Raw genomic sequence first — 20,576 nt, forward strand, 5'->3', positions numbered from 1 at the left:
TGTGTGAGCGGGTGGCCCCGTTGCTGCCACCCGCTTCCGAACGATGCCACCGGCATCCCGGGCGGTTGCACGCTGGGCTCTCAACGGGGGACCACATTGGACCCTCACCCGTCGACAGCGCCCGCCTTGGCTCCAAGCACCACCTGATCGTCGACCGGCATGGAACCCCGCTCGCCGTCACGCTCACCGACGGCACCGCCACGTGCGGCAGCTGCACGGCCCCGGCCACGCCCTTCAGAAACGTCGGCCGGTAGGCTGCGGCGATGCGCACGGTCGAGCTCCTCTTGGACGAGGCGGCAGAGCTGGCGGTCCGGGAGGCCTGGCGGCGGCTGGCGGAGGCGGGACTGCCCAGTCAGGCACGGCACCGCTCGCCGACCAACAGCCCGCACCTCACTCTGGCCGCCTGCCCGGAGCTGACCGCCCCGATCCGCTGGGAGCTCGCCGAGGTGGCCGCCGCCCTGCCGCTGCCGGTGCGGTTCACCGGTGTGGTCCGCTTCGAACGGCCCACTTCGGTCCTGGCCTGGGCGCTGGAGCTCGACTTCGCACTGGCCGGCGTGCACCGCCGGGTGTGGGAGGCGGTGCTCTCCGACAGCCCACCCGCGACCCTCAATCCCCTCCATGAACCCGGGCGCTGGAGCCCGCACATCACCCTCGGCCGGACCCGGCGGGCCGGTGCCTTCGCCGACCGGCGGCTTACTGAACTGCTGCCGACGCCCCCGCTGTCAGCCCGGCTCATCACCCTGCGCAGTTACGACACCGAAACCGGTGCTCTGGAAATACTGGAGCCTCGCCCCTGAGGAACCCACCGGCCCCTCCGAGTGCTGGCCCGAGCCCGGTCGCCTCCCCTGCCCCGAACAGCGAACGCAGTATGCGCACACGCAACACGCAAGCGCTGCGGACGTCGCGGCGCGGCGGCGAGCTAGGGTGGCCCGACCAGGCGCTCGATCTCCAGATAGGGCCCTTGAAGTGGATCAGGCCTAACGCGGCCGGGCAGCCGACAACTTCCCTCGGGTACCGAAGGGGCCGCGACCTCACGGCAGTCGACGTCCGCTACACCGCCTCGCGTCTGTTCAAGTTCGCGTTGCTGTTTGCAGGGCAGACGGGACAAGCAGGTGCTCGGGCTGGAGGAAACAAGTGGCGCATGACCCATCACCAACCGTCCACGACCGCCCAGCCGTCCTGAGCCACTGTGACGAAACCCCCCTCTTGGCCTTTTGACAACGCCCGGGAAGTAAGTACTGATGACCAGAAAACCGACAGCGGCGTCCATGAAAAAATCCCGCCGAACCGACGTCGGCGATGCGCCGACTCCACCGCTGCGGCCCGGCGGCTACGACCCGGCCGACTACGCCGCCATCGTGGTGCGTAGCGCCGGAGAGGCCGGATTGTCGCCCCTGCTGGTCATGACGGTGCTCCACAACGAGGCATACAAGCCCCACCACCCGCTGCTGGAGCGGCTGTGGCAGTGGTGGAAGCCCGCTGCGTCCTTCGGCGTGGCCAACATGCACCGTGCCACATTCGAGCAGGTCCGGCAGGCGCACGGCCTGACGGGTCGGTGGCAGGACCTCCGCGACGACCCCGCCTTCGCCATCCACGTCGCCGCCCTGTACCTGAAGGATCTCGACCAGAGCCTCCCGCGGCAGCACGTACGCCGCTACACCCGCGACGAACTCCTCGCCCTGGGGTACAACACAGGCGAACGCAACATGAGAGCCTTTGCCCGAGGCGTCCCCCCGGGCCCCATGGCACGGTCCTACCTCCGCCGGTTCCGAGCCCACAGGACCTGCGCAGCCAAGGCCCTCGCGGCCTGCGTGTGATGGGGCGACATGGCCACGCGGGCCCGCCGTCGCGTGGGCTTGCGTGCGCTAACTCGTGACGAGGGGACTCCGCGAGCACACGGGAGCTTGAGGACGCGCCGCGGCAACGATCAGTGCCCGGCGGGTCGATTACGGAGTTGGTTCGGAGGAAGACTCCAATGCCAGGGCCATGCGGCCGGACCGCGGACCAGACAGCTGAATCCGCTCAGGCCGGGAAGCGGGCCCGAGGGTCTGTCAGTGGGCGGCCGGCAGACGCACGGACTCGTGCCGAAGGTCACGAGGCACCGCATGGAGTGTCGTTGTTGCGCAGGCTCTGAGTGGTGTCGTTGAGCTGGTATGACCGCAGGTGATTTGGCCGGCGTCGCCGCCGAACCTCGACGGGACTGCGGCCGGCCCCGAGGGGCACGTGGCTGCGATCGTGCCATGAAGCCGCGTCCCGGCGCCGGGCAGCGGCGCCAGTGGTGCTGCCACTCGCGGTACGGCTGCCGGACTGGGCCGACGACTGCGTGCGGCTCCAGGCCGCGCATCTCTTCCGTCATCCATTGCAGCAGGTCACAGCGCACGGAGCGCGTAGGAAGTCTCCGGCTGGGCATGTGGGTGTGGGGTGGCAGGGAGCGACGCGGCGGCATGGCACCGATGACCGTGCCACCTCTGACATATCACCCTGCTGGCTGGACCCCATCACCGGTCAAGTACGGGCAAAAATGGCGGCACACTCCGGGGAAGAGGACGGCATCGGGTGATCGCGGATGACGAATGGGGCGCCTACGCGGCATGCCGCAGCAGCGCCCCGGATGAACTGTTCGTCGAAGGGGCGGCCCAGAACGATGCGAAAGCCGTATGCAGCGGTTGCCCGGTACGCACGGAATGTCTGGCATTTGCCCTTGACCGTCGCATTGAGCATGGCATCTGGGGAGGAATGACGGAGCGAGAACGTCGTGCCCTGCTGCGCCGGCGGCCTACCGTGACGTCCTGGCGCAGCCTGCTCGAAGCGGCCCGTTCCGAGCATGCGCGCCGCGCTTGGTCGGCTGACCGGGCTGAAAGAGCGGCTCATTGACCGAGGTGGCGCTGTTCGTGACGGGCACGTGGTCCAAACCCGGGCAGGGGCGGCGCACAGGCGGACATCGTCAACGGTTAACGGTGGACCGGTCGACGCCGAACAACTGACGGGCGCCGGTACCTTCGGCCAGCTTAGGGACCCCGCCTGGCCCAGCATGACGACGCCCCAACTCGTTGGGGACCACGTCGGGCGACGGCGTCCCGGCTCCTGATGACGCGGCTGTGAGGGCACTGGTTGACGGGGGCGTGACCGTTGGCGGGGGCATTCGTTGGCTGCGTGATACGCGGGCACCGATGTCTGCAGACTCCTTACGGCTTGACCCGCCGCGATCGAGCCGCTGGACCGTAGACGTCAGCCGGTGCCCTGTCATGGCAGGTAGCCCTGTTCTTATCCCTCCCGCCTTGCCCCAGACCAAGGACTACCGACTCGCACGGTCGGCGGCCGTGCTGAAGGCCGGCGCTCTCAGCCCGCCACGGGAAGGAAGCCGTAGTGGACGAGGACAAACTGCTCATGTCGAGTGGTGAGTGCGGCGGGAGGGGTTGTGCGCGGCGTGCAACGCGGCCAAGACCGTTGACGAACGTCAGTCGATCCTCGAACAGCTGCTGGGCTCGGTCGGCGAACTCGTGCGGATCCGGGCGTCCTTTCACTGTGACTACGGGTACAACATCCGCCTTGGCAACGATACGTTCGTCGATTTCGGGGCCGTGTTCCTGGACGTCGCCCCCATCACCATCGGGGCGCATGTTCGGATCGGGCCGAATGTGCAGTTGCTGACTCCGGTCCCTGAACTGGATGCGGAGCGGCGACGGGCCGGGTGGTCGAAGGCGCTGCCGATCACGATCGGCGACAACGTGTGGCTGGGCGGAGGGGTGATCGTCTGCCCTGGCGTGAACATCGGTGAGAACACGGTGGTCGGCGCGGGAGCGGTGGTGACGAAGGACCTGCCGCCCGGCGTCCTGGGCCTGGGCAGTCCGGCCCGGGTGATCCGCAAGCTCAGCTAGGAAAGCCTGATCGTCGTTTTCCGGACGCATCCGTGCTGTTCCACGAGCCGCTTGGCTCCCCTCATGTCCCGGAGCGGACGGGAGCGGAAGCAGAAAGGATTTTCCCACGTGGCAGCGGGGGAAGTGCTCTCTTGTCGACACAGTGACGTCGACGCTCTGGCGGGCCGGCAGCGCTGCCGCTGTGCATTTCGCGGGGCAGCCGTCGGTAGTGACGACCTGCGTCTTCTCCTACGTGCGCGGCCCTAGCCGGATAGCCGGATATCGCCAGCCTCGCTACTCATAGTGACAGAATGGTCACTGTGAAGAATGAGAGCGGGGCGTCGGTCGTCGGGAAGGAAGCGGCGAAGGCCGGCGAGGCACTTTCCCGGATGTCGGACAGATCGGTGCCAGTGACCGTGGGGGTGGAAGAGGAGTACCTGCTGACGGACCCGGTCACCCGCCAGGTGAGCCCGGAAGCCGAGAAAGTCGTCGCCCTGGCCGCGGCAGAACTCGGCGAGCGTGTCACCACTGAATTCACCCGCTATCAGGTCGAGGTCCGTACCGACCCCCATACCAGCCTGGCACGCCTGGGCGAACAGCTCCGCTCCACCCGCGCCTCCGTCTCACGAGCTGCCGCTCGCCTGGGACTGGCCGTCATCTCCAGCGGCACGCCCGTGCTCGGACAGCAGACTCCTCCGCCCGTCACCCCGGGCGACCGCTACGGGCGAAGCGTTGTCACCTACGGCGCTTTGAACCACGAGCAGACTGTGTGCGCCGCTCACGTCCACGTCGGTGTCCCCGACGAAGCCACCGCCGTGCAGCTGAGCAATCACCTGCGTCCCTGGCTGCCTGCGCTCATCGCCATGACCGCCAACTCGCCTTATTGGGAGGGTCAGGACACCGGATACGTCAGTTGGCGCTCTACGACGTGGGGGCGGTGGCCCGCGGCCGGCCCGCCCCCCTACTTCACCTCGCACGGTCATTTCCGGGAGCTGGTCGACACCCTCGTCACCTCAGGCACCGTGATGGACCGCGGCAGCCTGTACTGGGATATCCGGCCCTCCCACCACGTGCCCACCCTGGAAGTCCGGATCGCCGACGCCTTGCCCACTGTCACGGACACCGTGCTACTGGCCGGTGTCATCAAGGGCCTGGCCGCAACCGCCTTCACCGCCATGCACCGCTCTCAGCCCGCGCCCGAGGTAGGGCCGGAAATCCTCAGAGCCGCGTGCTGGCGCGCCGCGCACGACGGTCTGGCCGGTGACACCATCGATCCGCACACCGGACGACTCGAACCTGGCACCGTGCTCCTCGAGCGTCTCGTGGACACCGCGAGCGCTGCTCTCGACACCGCTGACCTAGCCTCCCTGCATGCCGCCCAGAAGCATGTGCTCATTCACGGAAACGGCGCCGACCGCCAACGAGCGGCCTACCGCCGGCAGGGCCACCTCCCCGATGTCGTCGACCACCTCATCCGCTCCATGACGGCCGTGGACCGCGGCTCGGACCGGCAGGACGCGTCCGGCGCGCCATGACGCCGGCTGCACCACTTGCATCACCCGCATGGCCCGACGTGACGGTGTCGCCGATGTGCCGTGCGCGCAGTCCGCGATTAGGCTCGTCAGCGGAGCGCTGTGACACATCCGGCGCTCCGTCCCGCTTCCGAGCGCCTGGAGTCGGGGGCCGGCAGACGGGACCTGACGGCCGCCGAGAAACAACAAGACACCCGGGCCAGGTTCCATGCCTTCGTATGCCTTCCTATGCCTCCGTATCCAAGCCGGACGCGACCGCATCGCAAGACACCGGGATCTGCGAGCCCGCCGGGGCACAGCCCATCGCGCTGGCTGCATTCCGGGTCCCGGCCCGTATCCCCATCACAGGAGGTGCTGTTGAGGGGGAGGGGAGCGAGCCACGAACCGCGTTGGTCACCGGGCGACCCACGGCGGCATGTACAGGGCTGCTTTCCAAGCAGGACAGACGGTGATCGGCTCCATCACGGCGGGGAGACAACCGCGTGGGCCGGCACAGCCGTCAAGGCAGGGCCGGCAACGCGGCTGACGGACTCTGGCACACCGTACGTACATGAGGAGGATTGATGTCAGCAGATCCTGCGATCGACCGGCTGGTGGAGGCCGCGCGCTGCGTCCCAGCAGCCCTGATCGCCCGGCTCACCACGAGTGACGACGTCCGCGAGGCACGGCTGGGCCAGGCGATCCAGGACGTCCGGACTCCTCCGCCGACGGACGCCGATGAGGCAGGGCGGGTCATCGATCCTGTAACCCACGACCCGGGCTGGTGAAGCCTCCTGCCTGCTCCGGCACGGGAGGGAGCGGGCATCCCGCGTCCCTCAGCGCCGGCGCCGTGACCGTGAAGGAAGCGTCCGTGCGCGACAGATCCGGCTTGACCAGGGTCCTCGTGACCGACTTGGACGGCACATTGTTGGAAGGCGACGCAAGCGATCGCCGGCGCCTGCGCGACGAGCTCAAGCAGAACCCGGACATCACGCTCGTCTTCGCGACCGGACGCGGCCTGACTTCCGTACAACAGCTGCTGCAGGAGGACCCACTGGTGCCCCCGCCGCGCTGGATCATCGCCGATGTGGGAGCGAGCGTCATCGACGCCGTCCGCACGGTCCATCTACAAGCCCTCGAAGCGCGGCTGCGCACCGGATGGCCCGGCGCCCACCGCGTCCGGGCGGCGCTGAGACGGTTCCCGCAGCTGGTGTACCAGGAAGGCGTTTCCCAGGAGGGCCGCTGCTCCTACTATCTGCACCCCGAAAACCTCTCGGACGACCTCACGGCCGCGGTGAAGGAGCTGGGATGCTCCTTCTCGTACGCCTCGGGGCGCTACTTCGACGTCCTGCCAGCCGGCGCCAGCAAAGGACGTGCCCTGCACCTGCTCGCCCACAGGCTGGGATGGGCCCCTCAGGCCATGCTCGTGGCCGGGGACTCCCTCAACGACCTTTCCCTGTTCTGCCTGGGAACGCACGGGGTCGTGGTCGCCAACGCAGAGCCCGCGCTCGCCACCCGTGCTCCCGCCAGTGCGCGGATCCACCTCAGCAGCCTCGACGGAGCCGCCGCCGTCCTCGAAGGCATGCAACGCCTCGGCTGGCTGCCACGCCGGTCGTCGGTGGTCATCGGTTACCACCGCCCGCCCGTGCGCTGGGTGGACGGTGCCTGGCAGACACCGTCCAGCCCGAACGGCATCCTGCCGACGCTGCGCTCCGCCCTCGCCGACGAGGAGATGGACGCGGTGTGGGCAGCCGCCCACCCCGGCGAAGCGTCACCGACCGTCCTCCACGAGCCGGTCACCGACGGCCTGTCTCTGTCCCTGCTGCCACTGCGCCCCCAACAGTGGCAGGGCTACTTCCACCGTGTCTGCAAGGAGACGCTCTGGCCGGCCCTGATGTCCCAGCCTCACCTCATCCAGGACCGGCCCGCCCACTGGGCCGACTATGAACAGGTCAACGTCCGCTTCGCCCATCACATCAGCTCCCTGGCCGCACAGAACGGTACCGTCTGGCTGCACGACTACAACCTGTGGCTCGTACCGGCCGCCCTCAGGGCCCAGCGGCCCGACCTGGCCATCGGGCTTTTCCATCACACACCGTTCCCTCGCCCGGACGTCTTCCGCCGCATCCCGGCCGCCACACAGCTCCTCGACTCGCTCAGACACCTGCACTGGGCCGGATTCCACACCCCCGACTGCGCCGACAACTTCCGTCGCCTCCTCGCCGACACCCGCGGACCGATGCCGCGCACTGGTGTCCATCCGCTCGGCATCGACCGCGCAGCCGTGGCAGACCTCGCCAGAGCACGGGTCCAGCCCCACCCCGGACATGACGGCGGCCAACTAGTGCTGTCCGTGGAACGACTCGACTACGCCAAGGCACCCGTTCACAAGATCCGCGCGCTGGACGACCTCCTGCACCAGACTCCCCGGCTACGGGGACAGATTCGCTTCCGCCTGGTCTGCCCACCACCGGAAGACGGCATCCACGCCTACGACTCCACCCGCCGGGAACTCGAGATCGCGATCACCCGCCTCAACGGCCGGTGGGGCAGCCGACGATGGCAGCCAGTCGACTACATCCCCCATAACCTGACCTTCCCCGAGGTCGTCGACCACTACCTGGAAGCCGATGTGTTCTGGGTGACCTCACTCGCCGACGGGATGAACCTCACAGCCCAGGAGTACATCACCACGCACCACGCCACCAACCGCCCCGGCGTACTCATCCTGTCCCGTCACGCCGGCATCGCACAGCACCTGGCAACCGCCGCGCTGCTCACCGACCCACTGCACCCCCACGACCTGGTCGACGTCCTGCGCTCCGCACTGAACATGAGCACAGCCGAACGCCTCGCGCACATGACACGCCTGGCAGACCTGCTCGGCACCCCACCCCCGGCAGAATGGGCCCGCACCATCATCACCGCCATCCGCAACGCCAACTCCCCGCACACCCCCTGAGCAGCACGGTCATAAAGCCGACTCACTGAGTCCCTCACCTTCACAGGTCCGGGCTCCACGCTCGTGGAATGCCGCCCGCACTCCCGGCCATGGCCAGTGTTCGCTAGCGGAGCCGATCCCAACGAGGTCATCGGCTCGCATACGTTCCTCACCCACGCGCTCGACGGTCAACGGAAGACCCCTGCACAGCCGCCAGCCGTTCCGCGTGCGCATCCACTGCGATCCCCCCTCGGGTTCGGCACCTACCCCCAGGTGCGCGATTCGCCTCTCGCAGGCCGGGGCCTGCGGCGCAGTTGGCTGCACCAGCTCATCCCCAGAGGCGCCGGGGAGAGCGCCCTGGTTCAGAACGAACGCGATCCCCGCCAGTACGCGGCCGCGCCTCCCGCAGACCATGCGCAGCGCTGCCGAGGGCGCTCCAGCAGCGCCCGGCTCCTCGTCTCAGCTTCCGGGCTCGGCGCGCCGCCGAGGACGAAGGCGAGCTCGGCGCGGGCCAACTCGGCTCGCTCGGCGCATTCCGCCCGCGTCGAAGTGCCGCTTCGGTGACTACTGGTACGGGGTGCCGCTGCCTTCAGGCATAGCGCCCGTCTACCGCGATGCCACGCCTTGACTGGCCCGTGATGGCCGGCGAGCGAACCCCGTAGTGGTCCTCGCTGAGCGCCAGGGGCAGTGCCGGGTTGCTTCGCACACCCACGAGCCCTTATCGTTTCTCGATACCATCGATAATCGATATGCGAGGCGGGGACACTCCATGACCGAAGACCGGAAGATGCTCGAGCCCATGGCTACGGTCGTGTCCGTGGTCCTGCGCATCCTGCTGGCCGTTGCGATAACAGGAGTCGTCGTCTCGGTCGTACATGGCAGCTGGGGAGGCTTCAGCGTCTGCATAGCCGACGAGTTGAGCAGCAGTTCCGCCACGCCCGGCGGCTTCGCCGCCGAGAGTGGGGCGCAGGTCGACTCGATCCCGCGTTACTGCGCGGGGGAGCCCGACGCACACTTGCGTATCCTGGACGCGCTCAGCAGTCTGCCGTCGAGCTTGCTCCTGATCAGCGGCCTGTACCTGCTGCACCGGTTCTTCCGGGGAGCGACGCGGGAGGGTGTTTACACCGCGCCTACGGCGTCTCGGCTTCGCCTGGTCGGCTGGTGGCTGCTCGTCGGCAGCCTGGTCGTCGCGTTCGCGGAAGCGAATGCCAGGGCGGCCCTGCTCGCGGCGCTGGCCAGCAATGTGGACTTCTCGGCCGGAACCGTGCTGAGCATGTGGCACTTTCCGTACCTGGCTGTGCTGACCGGTCTCGGTGTTGTGACCTTCGCACGGATCACTCGCCAAGGTGTGGCCATGCGTGAAGACCTCGAAGGGCTTGTCTGATGGCTGCCGCGGACGACCACGAAGGTCATGACATCGAAGTGCACCTCGACAGGCTGCTCAACGAGCGCAGCATGACCCTCACCGAACTCGCTCACCGCGTCGGCGTGACCAACGTCAATCTGTCCGTGCTCAAGAACGGACGCGCCAAGGCGATCCGGTTCACCACCCTCACCCGGATCTGTGAAGTCCTGCAGTGCCAGCCAGGAGACCTGCTCAGTTATCGCCCGAGGTCCTCGGACGGACACCCGCGCAAGCCTTGACCCGACGGACCGCGGACTACCGGCGCCCCACCAGGGGGCGTCGCAAACCGCGGTCGACCACGACCTGGCGCGGCTTGCCGACGGGTGCTGGCCCAGCGCCTCCGGCTGGTGTTGCCCCGTTGAGCCCGGCCACCATGGACAGCTCGTGCGGTGAAGGGGGTCCTACTTCGGCAGGGCCACACCCGCTCGGCTCAGCAGCGCGCTGCCCGCCACTGGAAGACCTCCTGTTCCCGCACTGCCAGCGAATCCGGAACAAGCCGGACCGGAGTAACCCTTCGGCTGCTACAGGACCAGGGGCACGGGGCCTCCTCGAAAAAGGGGCAGGTCTGGCCGGGCGAGGCGAGCGGCTGGTCCCGCGGTGGGCTGACCACGAAGATCCACCTGCCCTGCGACGGCCAAGGGCGGCCTCTGGCCTTCACCCTCACGGCCGGCAACGTCAACGACTGCACGCAGTTCGAGGCCGTGATGGCCGCATCCGCATCGAGCGGTGCGGGCCGGGACGACCCCGCCCCGTACTCGTCATGGCGGACAAGGGCTACTCGTCGACGAAGATCCGCGCCTACTTGCGTCGGCGCGGCATCGAAGCGGCAATCCCGGAACGTATCGATTAGACCAACGGCCGTATCCGCAGAGGTGAGAGCCGCTGCCTCCTCGACCGGGCGGCCTACCGGCGCCGCAACGTCGCCGGACGCTGCTTCAACCGGCTTCAACACAACAAGACCCTGGCCGGCCCTGTGGCGTGTCCGATGGGTCAGATGACTGGGTGGCCTCCCTGTCGTTCCGCTTGCCCCTATTGAGGGAACTTCCGGCGCACGCGCTACCGCTCCATGCGAAACGCCGTTCTGCTGGCGCAGGCGGATTCTCGGCGAGGGGAAGGTCGTACGCTCCCCGCCGTCCTTCCACTGACCGCCTGTGGGAAGTGCTGACTCAGCGAGAGGGAAGTGGCCGTGAATTTGTTGCCTGCTGGCGGCCAGCAAGTGGCTGTGCCACTGTTGGGTGCATGGCCCTGTGGATGTCGTGGACGCTGGACGGTGTAGGAAGCGCCGGTCAGACAGTCGATGACTTCGCGGCAGTCCTCAAGGCCTTCGATGGCTCTCTGGAACGGTCACAACGTGCCTTCACATCCGATGCCCTGGCATGGGAGAGGCTGAAGAATTCGGCCGCCCACGTGCGCGCTCGGCTGCTCCATGAGGGGTGGGACGTCTTGGAACGGGGTGAGCCATGGTCGCTGGCCTGGGGTGGTGTGCAGATCCAGATAATGCCGCGTGATTGACGACTCACATGTCGTGTCCAGGCAGGTTGGCGCTGGAATTTTGGTCGGTAGTGAGCGGTCGGTGGAGCGGCTTCGGGCTGGAGCCGCTTCGGTGCGAGTGATCATGGACTCGTAAGCTTTCGGTGCGTCGGGCAGTCTGTGGACCTGCCCGGTAAAGCACGGCCTGGGGCCATGCTCTTCCGAAGGCTGCTGAGCGGCGGACCGGCACCGTCACTCAGGTCGACGTCCGCGGTGGGGGTGCGCTCCAGGCGGAACTCCGCAGCGAAGTTGAGTAGCTCTGGGGGCTTGGCCCGAGTCAAATGGGTCCGTAGACGGCGGCGGGAGCACCGGTGACGAGCGCCCAGTAGCGGTCCCCGTATGACCAGTGCCACCACTCGCTCGGATAGTTGACGAAACCCTCCTCGCGCAGGCACTGGGCCAGCAGCCTGCGATTGTCTTGCGCGGCCGGCGACAGGCCCGGAGCGTCGAAGGGACACCACCTCTCATCGCCCGTGCGGTGTCCATTCACCGCGCCGCCCATATCCAGTTCCACGCCATCCGGGTCGATGAGTGTCAGGTCCACGGCTGCGCCGGCGCAGTGCGGGGCCACCTCGACGGGGGAGACGAAAGCGCTGACCTGCCGCCGAAGCTCTGCCGGGTCACTGATGCCCGAACGGCGAAGGCGATTCTCATGCAGTGCGAAGCGACGGGCCTGCTCGGCCGGGCTGCGATGGCCCTCGATCACAAGGAGTTTGATGCCGGCGGGGAGCCTCTTGGATGCTGAGCGCAAGCGTTCGAGCACGCCGGTCCTGACTCGTCCGTATGCTCCGTGCTCGTCCCGTTCTCGCGGATCCAGTGTTATGGCCGGAGCGGTGGCGATGTCCGCAAGGGGTTCGCCGCAGTCTGCCACCGGGGTGTCGATCACACGCGGATCGCTCAGCGAGATCATGCTGAGCGAGCCTAGCGCCTCGGACCACAGATGCTCGGACGGCCGTCCCGTCATGCCCGCCTGGTGGAACAGCCGGCCGATCGCCCTCGGTAAGGTCACCGCCCGAGTTCCGCTGCCCTCCCAGACAACGCCTTTGCTCCGCAACGAAAGTGGTTTGCGACGCCCCCATGATGCTGGCATCCGCACGGGAAGTACCAGACAGGGCGGGTGCCCTCGATCACCGGCAGTGGCCCGTCATTGTCCAGCCGGGCCGCGCGGCGGGGCAACCGTGGGTGGAGCCGGTCCCAGGCCCGGGCGACGGCGGTACCGTAGCGGCGGGTGGCCGTTACGCCCACAGCCTGCTCCTCTCCCCATGTGCCAGGGTCGCCGAAGACCAACTCGCCGCCGTGCTGGGGCGGCCGACCACCAGCCGGGTTCGCCGCGGCGAACTCGCGCGGCTCGGCGCCGGTCGACGCATCACCCGGTCCGTAGCTCAGTATGCGGAGGTAGGCCGTTGCCGTTGCCGTTGCCGTTGCCGTTGGCGCTCTAGGCGTTGGAGCTCAGTCTCGCTGGCCCCAGTCCAGGCGGTCGGCCAGACCGGCGGCGGTGAAGGCGGTGAGCAACGCGTCGCGGCCTTCGGTGAAGTGGGCCCAGCTGTCGTAGTGGACGGGGACGACGCGGCGGGCGCCGAGGAGTTGGGCGGCCTCGGCAGCTTGGGCGCTGTTCAGGACGATCGGCTGGTTGTCGAAGAGTTCGGGAAAGCGGGGGGCGCCGGCGAAGAGGAGGGCGGTGTCAATGGGGGCGAAGCGGTCGGCGATCTCCTTGACCACGTCGAGGGAAGCGTTGTCGCCGCTGACGTAGACGCTCGGCAGATCCTCTGCGGTGAGAACGAAGCCGACGACCTGTCCGGTCACCGGCTCGACCTTCTCACGCGGGCCTGGGCCGTGGATGGCAGGGACGCCGGTCACGGTGATCGTGCCGCCGTCGGGGCGGTTCAGCTCAATGGATTCCCAGTCGGCCAGGCCCTTGGTCCTGCCCTCGAGGCGCTGTCCGCCGCCGGGGGTGGTGAGGGTGAGCGGGACGTCGGCAAGCAGGGCCCGGCCGGAGATGTCGAGGTTGTCCGGATGTTCGTCGTGCGAGAGCAGAACCACGTCGATGGTGCCGAGATCGGCGGGGGCTCCGCTGGAGGGGGCGGTCTTGGTCAGGAAGCGGCCGTCGGGACGGGCGTAGTCGCCGGGGGCGTCGAAGGTCGGGTCGGTCAGGAAGCGCAGGCCGCCGTACTCGAAGAGGGCGGTCGGGCCGCCGAAGAGCCGGACGGGAAGCGGGTGGGTCGTTGCGGGAAGAGAAGACATGCAGCACCTCACGGATGAACGTCTTTTAACCGTGATGTGACGGTAGTCGCCTCTCACGGATGCATGCAAGTCGTACCATGAGGAATATGAAGGAGCCCTTGATCGACCAGTCCGGCCCGCCACCCGCTCAGGGCGAGGAAGAGCACCTCTCTCTCGCCCTTGCCAACAGCGCAATCGCGCTGACGGGCGGCCACACGATCGATTTTCTGGGCACTCCCGCACAGGCGAATCACTGGCTGACACAACGCGGACTCGCGCCGGTCGACGCCGGCATGCGGGAGATGTGCGCGACACAACTGCGCTCACTGCGCGAACAGATCAGGTCGCTGTTCGCCGCCCGCGCCGAAGGTCTGCCCGCCCTCCCCGCCGCGGTCCGGGCCATCAATGACGCGATGACCCGAGTCCCCACCGCCCCCTTGCTGCAGTGGGACGACAAAACCGGCCCCTACCGCGCCACCCCCCACCCCACGACCGCAATCCTGGACCACGCTCTGGCCACCCTCGCCGCTGACGCTGCCGACCTGCTCACAGGCCCCGACGCAGACCGCCTCACCGCCTGCGGCTCTGCCCCCTGCAACCGATACCTGCTGCGCTACGGCCGCCGCCACTGGTGTTCCACCCGCTGCGGCGACCGCGCGCGCGCCGCCCGCGCCTACGCCCGCCGCACCGCCTCCCCATGACGCGCACCCGGCGACCACCGGTGCTGAAGCGAACAACGCCCAGACCCGCCGCCGCTCGGACCGCTGCTCGAAGGTGCACCTGATCCCGGTTGTCCGCCTGGAGGACGCGACAGCGGGCCGTGGCCTTCGACCAGCGAGGACATGGACGGCGCAAGGTGAACGGAAACCGCGTGCGGCGCGACCGGCTCGACGTGCCCGGCTCGTTCGGCGCGGGCGTAATCATGCCCCACCGGACCGGGAAGCGGCTGACTCCGGACGCGTCTCGACGCCGCGTTACGCGAAGGGTGACCCAGACGTGCGGCGGAAGGCGGTCCGGTAGGCGCTGGGGCGGTGGCCGGTGTGGCGGACGAAGAGGGCAGCGAACGTGCCGGGGTCCCGGTAGCCCACGGTCGCGGCGATCGCGGCGACGGTGCGGTCGGTGGTCTCCAGGAGATGGCGGGCGCGACGGACCCGGGAGGCCTGCAGGTGGGCCAGCGGGCTGCGTCCGGTCTCTGCGGCGAAGCGGCGCAGCAGTGTGCGGGTGCTGATCTGGAAGGCGTCCGCGAGCGCGGCGAGGTCGTAGGGCTCGGCGAGGTTCTGGTCAAGCCGGCGCATGACCTGCTGGGAGAATCCCCGGCCCGGTTGGGGGAGGAGCTGTGGGTCGACGTACGGGGTCTGTGAGGTACGTGCATCGTCGAGGAGCGCCAACCGCGCGGTGATACGAGCCACCCGGGCGCCGTTGTTTCGGCGGATCAGGTCCAGCGCAAAGTCGTACATGGCACTGAAGGCGGCCGTGGTCGTCACACCCCTGTCGGTGACGACCAGATGCTCGGGCCGCACGTCGGCGTCCGGACAGCGCCGGGCCAGTTCGCCGGCGTGCAGCCAGGACGTGGTCGCCTGGCGCCCGTCGAGGAGCCCGGCCTCGGCAAGCAGGAACGCACCGACGCACAGGGAGACGACGGCGGTGCCGGCACTCGCCTGTGCGCGGATCGCGGCGATCTCTGGGGCGAGCGGCGCGAGCCGCGCGTCCAGGTCCGTGTCCGGGCGCACCTCGAAGCCGGGGACGACGAGAACGTCGACCTCCGGCACGGGATGCACCTCCAGGCTCGCGCCTCCCGAGGCGGTGACCCGGCGGCGCGGCGAGACGACCGACACCCGATAACCGGACGCATCCGGCCCGGCGACATGCCCGGCCATCGTCAACAGGTCGGGCACACCGAACACTTCCGACGCGAAGCAGCCCGGATACGCCAGAACCCCGACCCGCAGCGCATGCCGTCCGGCATCCGGTTCCCTGCCATCTCGCGACGCACCCCGTCCGGCGCCCGGTCCGGTGCTGTTGCGCAGGGCGCCCCGCCCGGCGCCCGGTCTCTTACCGTTCCGTGGCGCACTCTGCCCGGTGACTGGATCCGCGCCGCCTTCCGCCTGTCGCGCGGTCTCCGCCTCCGCCATGGCCCGGCTCCCCCCCGTCTGCTCCGGCCCGGGGCACCTACCGCGTGCCGCTCGCCACCCCGGCGTATGGCGAGATTACCCCTGGCCTTGGCGATCCCGCCCCCTCACTCGGCGGCCGGCCCTGGGTCAGGCTGATCCCATGAACTACGACGATCCGATCACCGACTTCACCCCCCGCAGCGTGACCGTGGAGGGGGTGGCGAAGACGGTGTACGTGGCCGGGGCGGGGCCCGCGGTCGTGGTGCTGCCTGAGATGCCCGGTATCAGCCCCGACGTTCTGCGGCTCGCGCGCTGGGTGCGTGACGCGGGCTTCACCGTCCATGTGCCCTCCCTGTTCGGGACGGACGGCGCCTTCCCCACGGTCGAGGCCGGCCGAGAGGTCGTCCGCAGGGCTTGTGTCAGCGCGGAGTTCCGCGCCTTCGCCTCGGGCGGCACCAGCCCGGTGACGGTCTGGCTGCGCGGTCTGGCACGCCAGGCCCACACCGCGTGCGGTGGGCCGGGGGTGGGCGCCATCGGCCTGTGCTTCACCGGTAACTTCGCCCTCACCATGGCCCTGGAGCCGGCCGTGATTGCCCCGGTGGTCAACCACCCGTCACTGCCGCTCGACGACCCCGGCGGACTCGAACTCGACGCGGCGGACGCGCGCGCGGTGCGCGACCGGCTCCACCGCGACGGACTCACCGTTCTCGCCTACCGCTTCGAGGGCGACCGCTGGTGCACGGGGCAGCGCTTCGCCGCCTACCGTGCGCTACTGGGCGACGCCTTCGACGGGCGCGTTCTGCCGGACACTGCCGCCAACCCTGCCCCGCCACCCTTCTTCGCCGACCTGGTCGGTACCCCGCACAGCGTCGTCACCGCCCATCTCGTGGACGAGGCCGGCCACCCCACGGTCCGGGCCCGCGACGAGATCCTCTCCTTCCTCACCGAGCGCCTGCACCCGCAGGCGCACCGGCCGTTGCCCGCCACCTGACCGGGCCCTGGCTCGCCGCAACAGCCGAACGGTCATCGCACCTTCCCCGCAGTGGCAAGGACTGTGATCAGCGGCGCCCGGCCACCACCCGCGACCGCTCAGGGTGTGGTCCGCCCTCGAGCCGACCGTCCAGCTCCCGTAGGGTCATCAGGTCGCCTCAGACGCTTCTCCAGGCTCGGTCAGGCCGCGGATGTCCGCGTCAGATGGCTGACGGGGGCGTCCTCTCTCGTGCTGATCTGGGAGTGGCTCCTGCGTGGACGAAAGCCTCCGATGAACGTCCGACCACGACTCGGTGACGGTGTCTCCCGGAGCGCGCTCCAGGAGGCAGGACACAGCCTGCGTCCGGTGCAGCGGCAGCTTGGCATGGCCTCGACCAGGACGGTGCCGTAGTGGCGGCCCTTGCGGGTGGCGCACTCGTCGACGCCGACCACCCGCGGCGCGGCCACACATCGGGATCGGCAAGCGCGTCGACCAGCCCAAGCACTGTGCTGCGGCTGTCGGACGCCCGAGAACGCGGGCGATGCGGACCCGGCCTGCCACCCGAGTGCCAGACCGACCGCAGCGCCCACGGGACGAATCAACGAGGAGGCATCGTGCGGCGACCGCCTTCCCCAGAAAAGGTGCCGCAGGGTGGCCCGGCGGCAGGCTTGGCCGGGCCACCGAGCTGTCAGCGAGCGTCGGTACGTTCTTCGAGGCGGGTGCCGTGGCGAAGGGTGATCGACATCAGGTCGCTGGGGGCATCCAGCTCCAGGCGATGCCAGCGGCCACGGGGGACGATCACGGCGGTGCCTGGCTGCAATGTCACCATGTCCTCGGTGTCGTCGGGCCTGACGGGACGCAAGTAGAGGCGAACACCGCCGGTCAGGCAGCACACCGCCTCGTCGGCCTGTGGGTGCATCTCCCAGTGGTCGGCGTGAACATCGACGTCGGTCTCCACGTGGAACGTCGCGAGCTGCCAGCCCCCGGAGTCGCTGCTCGTCATCCGCCGTTCGCCGGCTCGGACATCGCCGTCGGGGTGGATGTGCAGCGCCGAGGCGAACAGGTCGATGGGTGAGAGGGGTGTCGTCGTCATGACGGCGTTCCTTCCAGTCGATTTTCTGCAGTGGTGGCAGGTAGCGGGGCAGGTGTTTCGGCCTGGCGGCGGGGCAGCACGCCGATCGCCACGATGGCCGCGAGCAGGAAAAGGCCGGCGGCGATGGCAAGGCCCAGGGCATAGCCGGCGTTGAGCGCGGCAGGGCTGGTGGCCGTGCCGGTGCGGTGTGCGGCGATGGTGGCCAGGGCGGCCAGGCCGATGCAGCCGCCGAGTTGGCGGGAGCTGTTCATGAGGCCGGAGGCCATGCCGGCTTCGCGGGCGTCGACGCCGGTGGTCGCGGCGGCGACGATCGGGGCAATGACCAGGCCGACGCCGACACCGGTGATGATGCATGGGCCGAGCACGTCGGTGAGGAAGTCGCCGTCGGGGCTGATGAAGGCGAACCAGGCCAGGCCCGCGGCTGCGAGCAGGCCGCCGGGCACCAGGGACGTGCGGGGGGTGCGTGCCGCGGTGACGCGGGTGGCGACGATGCTGCCTGCGACCAGGCTCGCGGAAAAGGGCAGGAATGCGGCGCCGGTTGCTGCGGCACCCATGCCGAGGACCTGCTGCATGTACAGGGACACGAAGTAGAACGCCGCGAACTGCCCGGCCGTGGAGAAGAAGACCAGCACGTTGGCGCCGGCGACCCAGCGGCTGCGCAGCAGGCCGAGACGCAACAGCGGTGCGGGCGCCTTGGATTCAGTGACGACGAAGGCGGCCAAGAGCATGGACGCGGCGGCGAGCATCGTCCATGTGGCCGAGGAACCCCATCCTTGGGCGTCGGTGCGCACGACACCGGTCACCAGCAGTCCGACTCCACCGGTGCCCAGGACGGCACCGAGCACATCCAGCCTCTCGCGCCGGGCGGGGCGTGTTTCGCCGGGCACGCCCCCGCGGACCAGCGCGAGAGCCACCGCGACGATGGGCAGATTGATCAGCATCGTCCAGCGCCAGCCCGCGTACTGAGTCAGCAACCCACTCGCCAGCACACCCAGCGCTCCGCCTACGGCGTTCACCCCGCTCCACACTCCGAGCGCGCGCACGCGCTGCGGCCCCTCGGGGAAGGTGGTGGTGAGCATCGCCAGCGTGGCCGGCATGGCCGCGGCGGCCCCCAGGCCCTGGCCGGCGCGCGCGGCGATCAGTTGCCAGGGCGCCTGGGCGAGCCCGCCCGCCAGCGAGCACAGTCCGAAGACGACCAAGCCGAGCACGAACAGCCGTCGGCGGCCGTAGAGGTCACATGCGCGGCCTCCCAGCAGCAGAAATCCGCCGAGCGTGAGCGCGTAGGCATGCACGACCCACGACAGGTCGAGGGGTGCGAACCCCAGCGCGGTGCGGATCGCGGGCAGGGCGACGTTGACCACGGATAAGTCGAGGGCGACGGCGAACTGGGCGACGGCCACGGCTGCCAGCACCACTCCGGGTCGCCCTTGCAAGTTTTTGTACATGTAAGGAAAGTAGCGTCAGGGGTCGACGTTGTCGACACCTGGGGGATGATGAGGGCATGCCGCAACCGTCCGCACCGCGTAAGACCCTCGGCCGGCCCCCCCGCATCTCCCGCGAGGAGGTCGTCACAACAGCCCGTCGGATCGTGGACGCGGAAGGCGTGGACCGGCTGACCATGCGGCGGCTGGCCACGGAGATCGGCAGCACGCCTATGGCGCTCTACCACCACGTCCGCAACAAGGAAGAACTGCTCGTCCTGTTGCTGGACGACTACGCCACGCGGACGCTGCACCGACCCGAACTGCCCGCTCAGCCTCGCGAGCGGGTCGTCGTCGCCGCCGCCACGATCCACGAGGCGCTCGCAGCCTGCCCGTGGATCGTCGAGGTGCTGACCGCCGACGACCTGATGGCCACATCCGCTCTCTGGTTCGTCGAGCAGATCGTCGACGGCCTCGTCGCATGCGGCCTGTCCCCCGAGCGGGCAGTACACGGCTACCGCGCGATCTGGTACTACACCGCCGGGGAGATCGTGGTCCGTGTGACAGCGGCCCGGCGACGCACAGACGACGACCGCCCCACCTACCGGGAGCGAGTCTTCGCCGAGCTCGACCCGAGCGAGCTACCCCGCTTGGCACAGGTCGCGGACCAGTGGTCACCACTCACCGCCGAGGACACCTACCTGGACGGGCTCCGAGCCCTGGTAGACGGCCTCCTGGCTCCCCGTTGACCTCGGGCCGCCGCGCGGTTCCGCTGCCCTGCGGCGTCCTGCCGGAGGGCGGGCTGTATCCGGAGTGGCCGATGCGATGTCCGGGCCCGGCGTGCGCCCCGGTATCGGCTCTGCGCGTAGCGAGAGGACCCATCGATGAGCCAGCACCGTTGCGCCCGCGCCGCGGTGTTCGGCGGGATCCTGGGGCACCGCCGTCGCCAAGACCCTTCCGGATGCCGGCACCGACGTCATTGTGTACGCCCGGCGCGGTGAGATCGCCGACTCGATCAACTCGACTCACCGCAACCCCGGCTACTTCCCGGACATCGAGCTGCCCACCTCTGTGACGGCCACGACCGACCCGGCCGCCGTGCTCGCGGGCGCGGACTTCCACGTGCAGTCCATCCCCGCGCAGCGCCTGCGGGCCAGCCGGCAGCAGCGCGGACTCGGCTGCGGTGTCGGCGCCGCCGTCGTGCTCCTGGTGCGCGCCGTCGCTCTCGCCGCCGGCGCCCTTCACCGGGCACGGAGCCGGCCGACGGCCAGCCGGGTTAGTGACGTCTGTGACCGTCCGAGTGTCTCGGCCAGAGTGCCTCGGCCCGGTGGCGGGCCGGAACCAGGCTGAGGCCCAGCAACCTGTCTCTATGCCCCGTGCCCCGCGGAAGTAACTCACGTTTTGTGGGCTTGTCTGCGGAAGGTAAGGGCATCAGTTGGCCAGGAGGTTGATAACGATGGTTCCCCTGCTTCTGGTTCTTCTGCTGGCTCTGATCCTCTTCGGTGCGGGTTTCGCGC

General features: G+C 69.2%; 19 protein-coding genes and 4 pseudogenes. 17 read left to right on the forward strand and 6 right to left on the reverse strand.

Annotated elements, in window-relative coordinates; all coding sequences use genetic code 11:
* Positions 1-80: 80 nt before the first annotated feature.
* The 12 genes and pseudogenes from IE312_RS44655 to IE312_RS09535 all read left to right on the forward strand — a co-directional run.
* Positions 81-188 (forward strand): annotated as a pseudogene (locus tag IE312_RS44655) (IS5/IS1182 family transposase); the annotation flags it as partial.
* A gap of 75 nt (positions 189-263) precedes the next feature.
* Positions 264-797, forward strand: a complete 534-nt coding sequence (locus tag IE312_RS09485) for a 2'-5' RNA ligase family protein (RefSeq protein WP_189980234.1) — start codon at positions 264-266, stop codon at positions 795-797.
* A 471-nt stretch (positions 798-1,268) separates the two neighbouring features.
* Positions 1,269-1,817 (forward strand): lysozyme family protein, encoded by a 549-nt coding sequence (locus IE312_RS09490; protein WP_189980237.1) that lies wholly within the window; start codon positions 1,269-1,271, stop codon positions 1,815-1,817.
* 739 nt (positions 1,818-2,556) lie between these two features.
* Complete coding sequence (locus tag IE312_RS39355) at positions 2,557-2,874, forward strand: WhiB family transcriptional regulator (protein ID WP_030343117.1); 318 nt, start codon at positions 2,557-2,559, stop codon at positions 2,872-2,874.
* 527 nt (positions 2,875-3,401) lie between these two features.
* Positions 3,402-3,878, forward strand: a complete 477-nt coding sequence (locus tag IE312_RS09500; RefSeq protein ID WP_189980238.1) for a sugar O-acetyltransferase — start codon at positions 3,402-3,404, stop codon at positions 3,876-3,878.
* A 290-nt stretch (positions 3,879-4,168) separates the two neighbouring features.
* Positions 4,169-5,392, forward strand: a complete 1,224-nt coding sequence (locus IE312_RS09505; RefSeq protein ID WP_229899409.1) for a carboxylate-amine ligase — start codon at positions 4,169-4,171, stop codon at positions 5,390-5,392.
* A 560-nt stretch (positions 5,393-5,952) separates the two neighbouring features.
* A complete protein-coding gene (locus IE312_RS09510; RefSeq protein WP_189980240.1) occupies positions 5,953-6,156 on the forward strand; it encodes a hypothetical protein in 204 nt (67 codons plus the stop codon).
* Between the two features lie 83 nt (positions 6,157-6,239).
* Positions 6,240-8,330 (forward strand): HAD-IIB family hydrolase, encoded by a 2,091-nt coding sequence (locus IE312_RS09515; protein WP_229899411.1) that lies wholly within the window; start codon positions 6,240-6,242, stop codon positions 8,328-8,330.
* A 748-nt stretch (positions 8,331-9,078) separates the two neighbouring features.
* Positions 9,079-9,693 carry a DUF2975 domain-containing protein gene (locus tag IE312_RS09520; protein WP_189980244.1) on the forward strand — a complete coding sequence of 205 codons (615 nt, stop codon included), beginning with the start codon at positions 9,079-9,081 and terminating at the stop codon, positions 9,691-9,693.
* Positions 9,693-9,953 carry a helix-turn-helix domain-containing protein gene (locus IE312_RS09525; protein ID WP_189980246.1) on the forward strand — a complete coding sequence of 87 codons (261 nt, stop codon included), beginning with the start codon at positions 9,693-9,695 and terminating at the stop codon, positions 9,951-9,953. The genes IE312_RS09520 and IE312_RS09525 overlap by 1 nt, the downstream gene beginning before the upstream one ends.
* A 297-nt stretch (positions 9,954-10,250) precedes the next feature.
* Positions 10,251-10,681 (forward strand): annotated as a pseudogene (locus tag IE312_RS09530) (transposase); the annotation flags it as partial.
* A 272-nt stretch (positions 10,682-10,953) separates the two neighbouring features.
* Positions 10,954-11,226, forward strand: coding sequence for a hypothetical protein (locus tag IE312_RS09535; RefSeq protein ID WP_189980248.1), 273 nt, complete (start codon positions 10,954-10,956; stop codon positions 11,224-11,226).
* Positions 11,227-11,521: 295 nt separating this feature from the next.
* Here the strand turns inward: IE312_RS09535 and IE312_RS09540 are convergent, their stop codons facing one another.
* The 3 genes and pseudogenes from IE312_RS09540 to IE312_RS09545 form a co-directional block, all read right to left on the reverse strand.
* Positions 11,522-12,154, reverse strand: coding sequence for a M15 family metallopeptidase (locus IE312_RS09540; protein WP_189980250.1), 633 nt, complete (start codon positions 12,152-12,154; stop codon positions 11,522-11,524).
* A 206-nt stretch (positions 12,155-12,360) separates the two neighbouring features.
* Positions 12,361-12,623: pseudogene (locus tag IE312_RS43990) on the reverse strand (NF041680 family putative transposase); the annotation flags it as partial.
* Positions 12,624-12,693: 70 nt separating this feature from the next.
* A complete protein-coding gene (locus IE312_RS09545) occupies positions 12,694-13,485 on the reverse strand; it encodes an MBL fold metallo-hydrolase (protein ID WP_189980252.1) in 792 nt (263 codons plus the stop codon).
* Positions 13,486-13,571: 86 nt separating this feature from the next.
* Here IE312_RS09545 and IE312_RS09550 point away from each other — a divergent pair, with 86 nt between their 5' ends.
* Positions 13,572-14,165, forward strand: coding sequence for a CGNR zinc finger domain-containing protein (locus IE312_RS09550; protein WP_189980254.1), 594 nt, complete (start codon positions 13,572-13,574; stop codon positions 14,163-14,165).
* A 273-nt stretch (positions 14,166-14,438) separates the two neighbouring features.
* Here the strand turns inward: IE312_RS09550 and IE312_RS09555 are convergent, their stop codons facing one another.
* Positions 14,439-15,596 carry a GlxA family transcriptional regulator gene (locus tag IE312_RS09555; protein ID WP_229899413.1) on the reverse strand — a complete coding sequence of 386 codons (1,158 nt, stop codon included), beginning with the start codon at positions 15,594-15,596 and terminating at the stop codon, positions 14,439-14,441.
* 139 nt (positions 15,597-15,735) lie between these two features.
* On the opposite strand from IE312_RS09555, the gene IE312_RS09560 reads away from it, so the two are divergent.
* Positions 15,736-16,566: a dienelactone hydrolase family protein gene (locus IE312_RS09560; RefSeq protein WP_189980256.1), complete on the forward strand. Its 831-nt coding sequence runs from the start codon at positions 15,736-15,738 to the stop codon at positions 16,564-16,566.
* A 667-nt stretch (positions 16,567-17,233) separates the two neighbouring features.
* Here IE312_RS09560 and IE312_RS09565 read toward each other — a convergent pair.
* Together IE312_RS09565 and IE312_RS09570 are read right to left on the reverse strand one after the other, a co-directional pair.
* Positions 17,234-17,638 carry a cupin domain-containing protein gene (locus tag IE312_RS09565; protein ID WP_189980258.1) on the reverse strand — a complete coding sequence of 135 codons (405 nt, stop codon included), beginning with the start codon at positions 17,636-17,638 and terminating at the stop codon, positions 17,234-17,236.
* Positions 17,635-19,083: an MFS transporter gene (locus tag IE312_RS09570; RefSeq protein ID WP_189980260.1), complete on the reverse strand. Its 1,449-nt coding sequence runs from the start codon at positions 19,081-19,083 to the stop codon at positions 17,635-17,637. The genes IE312_RS09565 and IE312_RS09570 overlap by 4 nt, the downstream gene beginning before the upstream one ends.
* A 56-nt stretch (positions 19,084-19,139) precedes the next feature.
* Between IE312_RS09570 and IE312_RS09575 the strand changes: the two genes are divergently transcribed.
* The 3 genes and pseudogenes from IE312_RS09575 to IE312_RS39360 form a co-directional block, all read left to right on the forward strand.
* Positions 19,140-19,808: a TetR/AcrR family transcriptional regulator gene (locus tag IE312_RS09575; protein WP_189980262.1), complete on the forward strand. Its 669-nt coding sequence runs from the start codon at positions 19,140-19,142 to the stop codon at positions 19,806-19,808.
* Between the two features lie 232 nt (positions 19,809-20,040).
* Positions 20,041-20,409, forward strand: coding sequence for a hypothetical protein (locus IE312_RS09580; protein WP_229899415.1), 369 nt, complete (start codon positions 20,041-20,043; stop codon positions 20,407-20,409).
* A gap of 106 nt (positions 20,410-20,515) precedes the next feature.
* Positions 20,516-20,576, forward strand: a pseudogene (locus tag IE312_RS39360) (hydrophobic protein); the annotation flags it as partial.

Origin of the sequence: Streptomyces capoamus, from assembly GCF_014654935.1 — a bacterium.
GTDB classification, from domain to species: domain Bacteria; phylum Actinomycetota; class Actinomycetes; order Streptomycetales; family Streptomycetaceae; genus Streptomyces; species Streptomyces capoamus.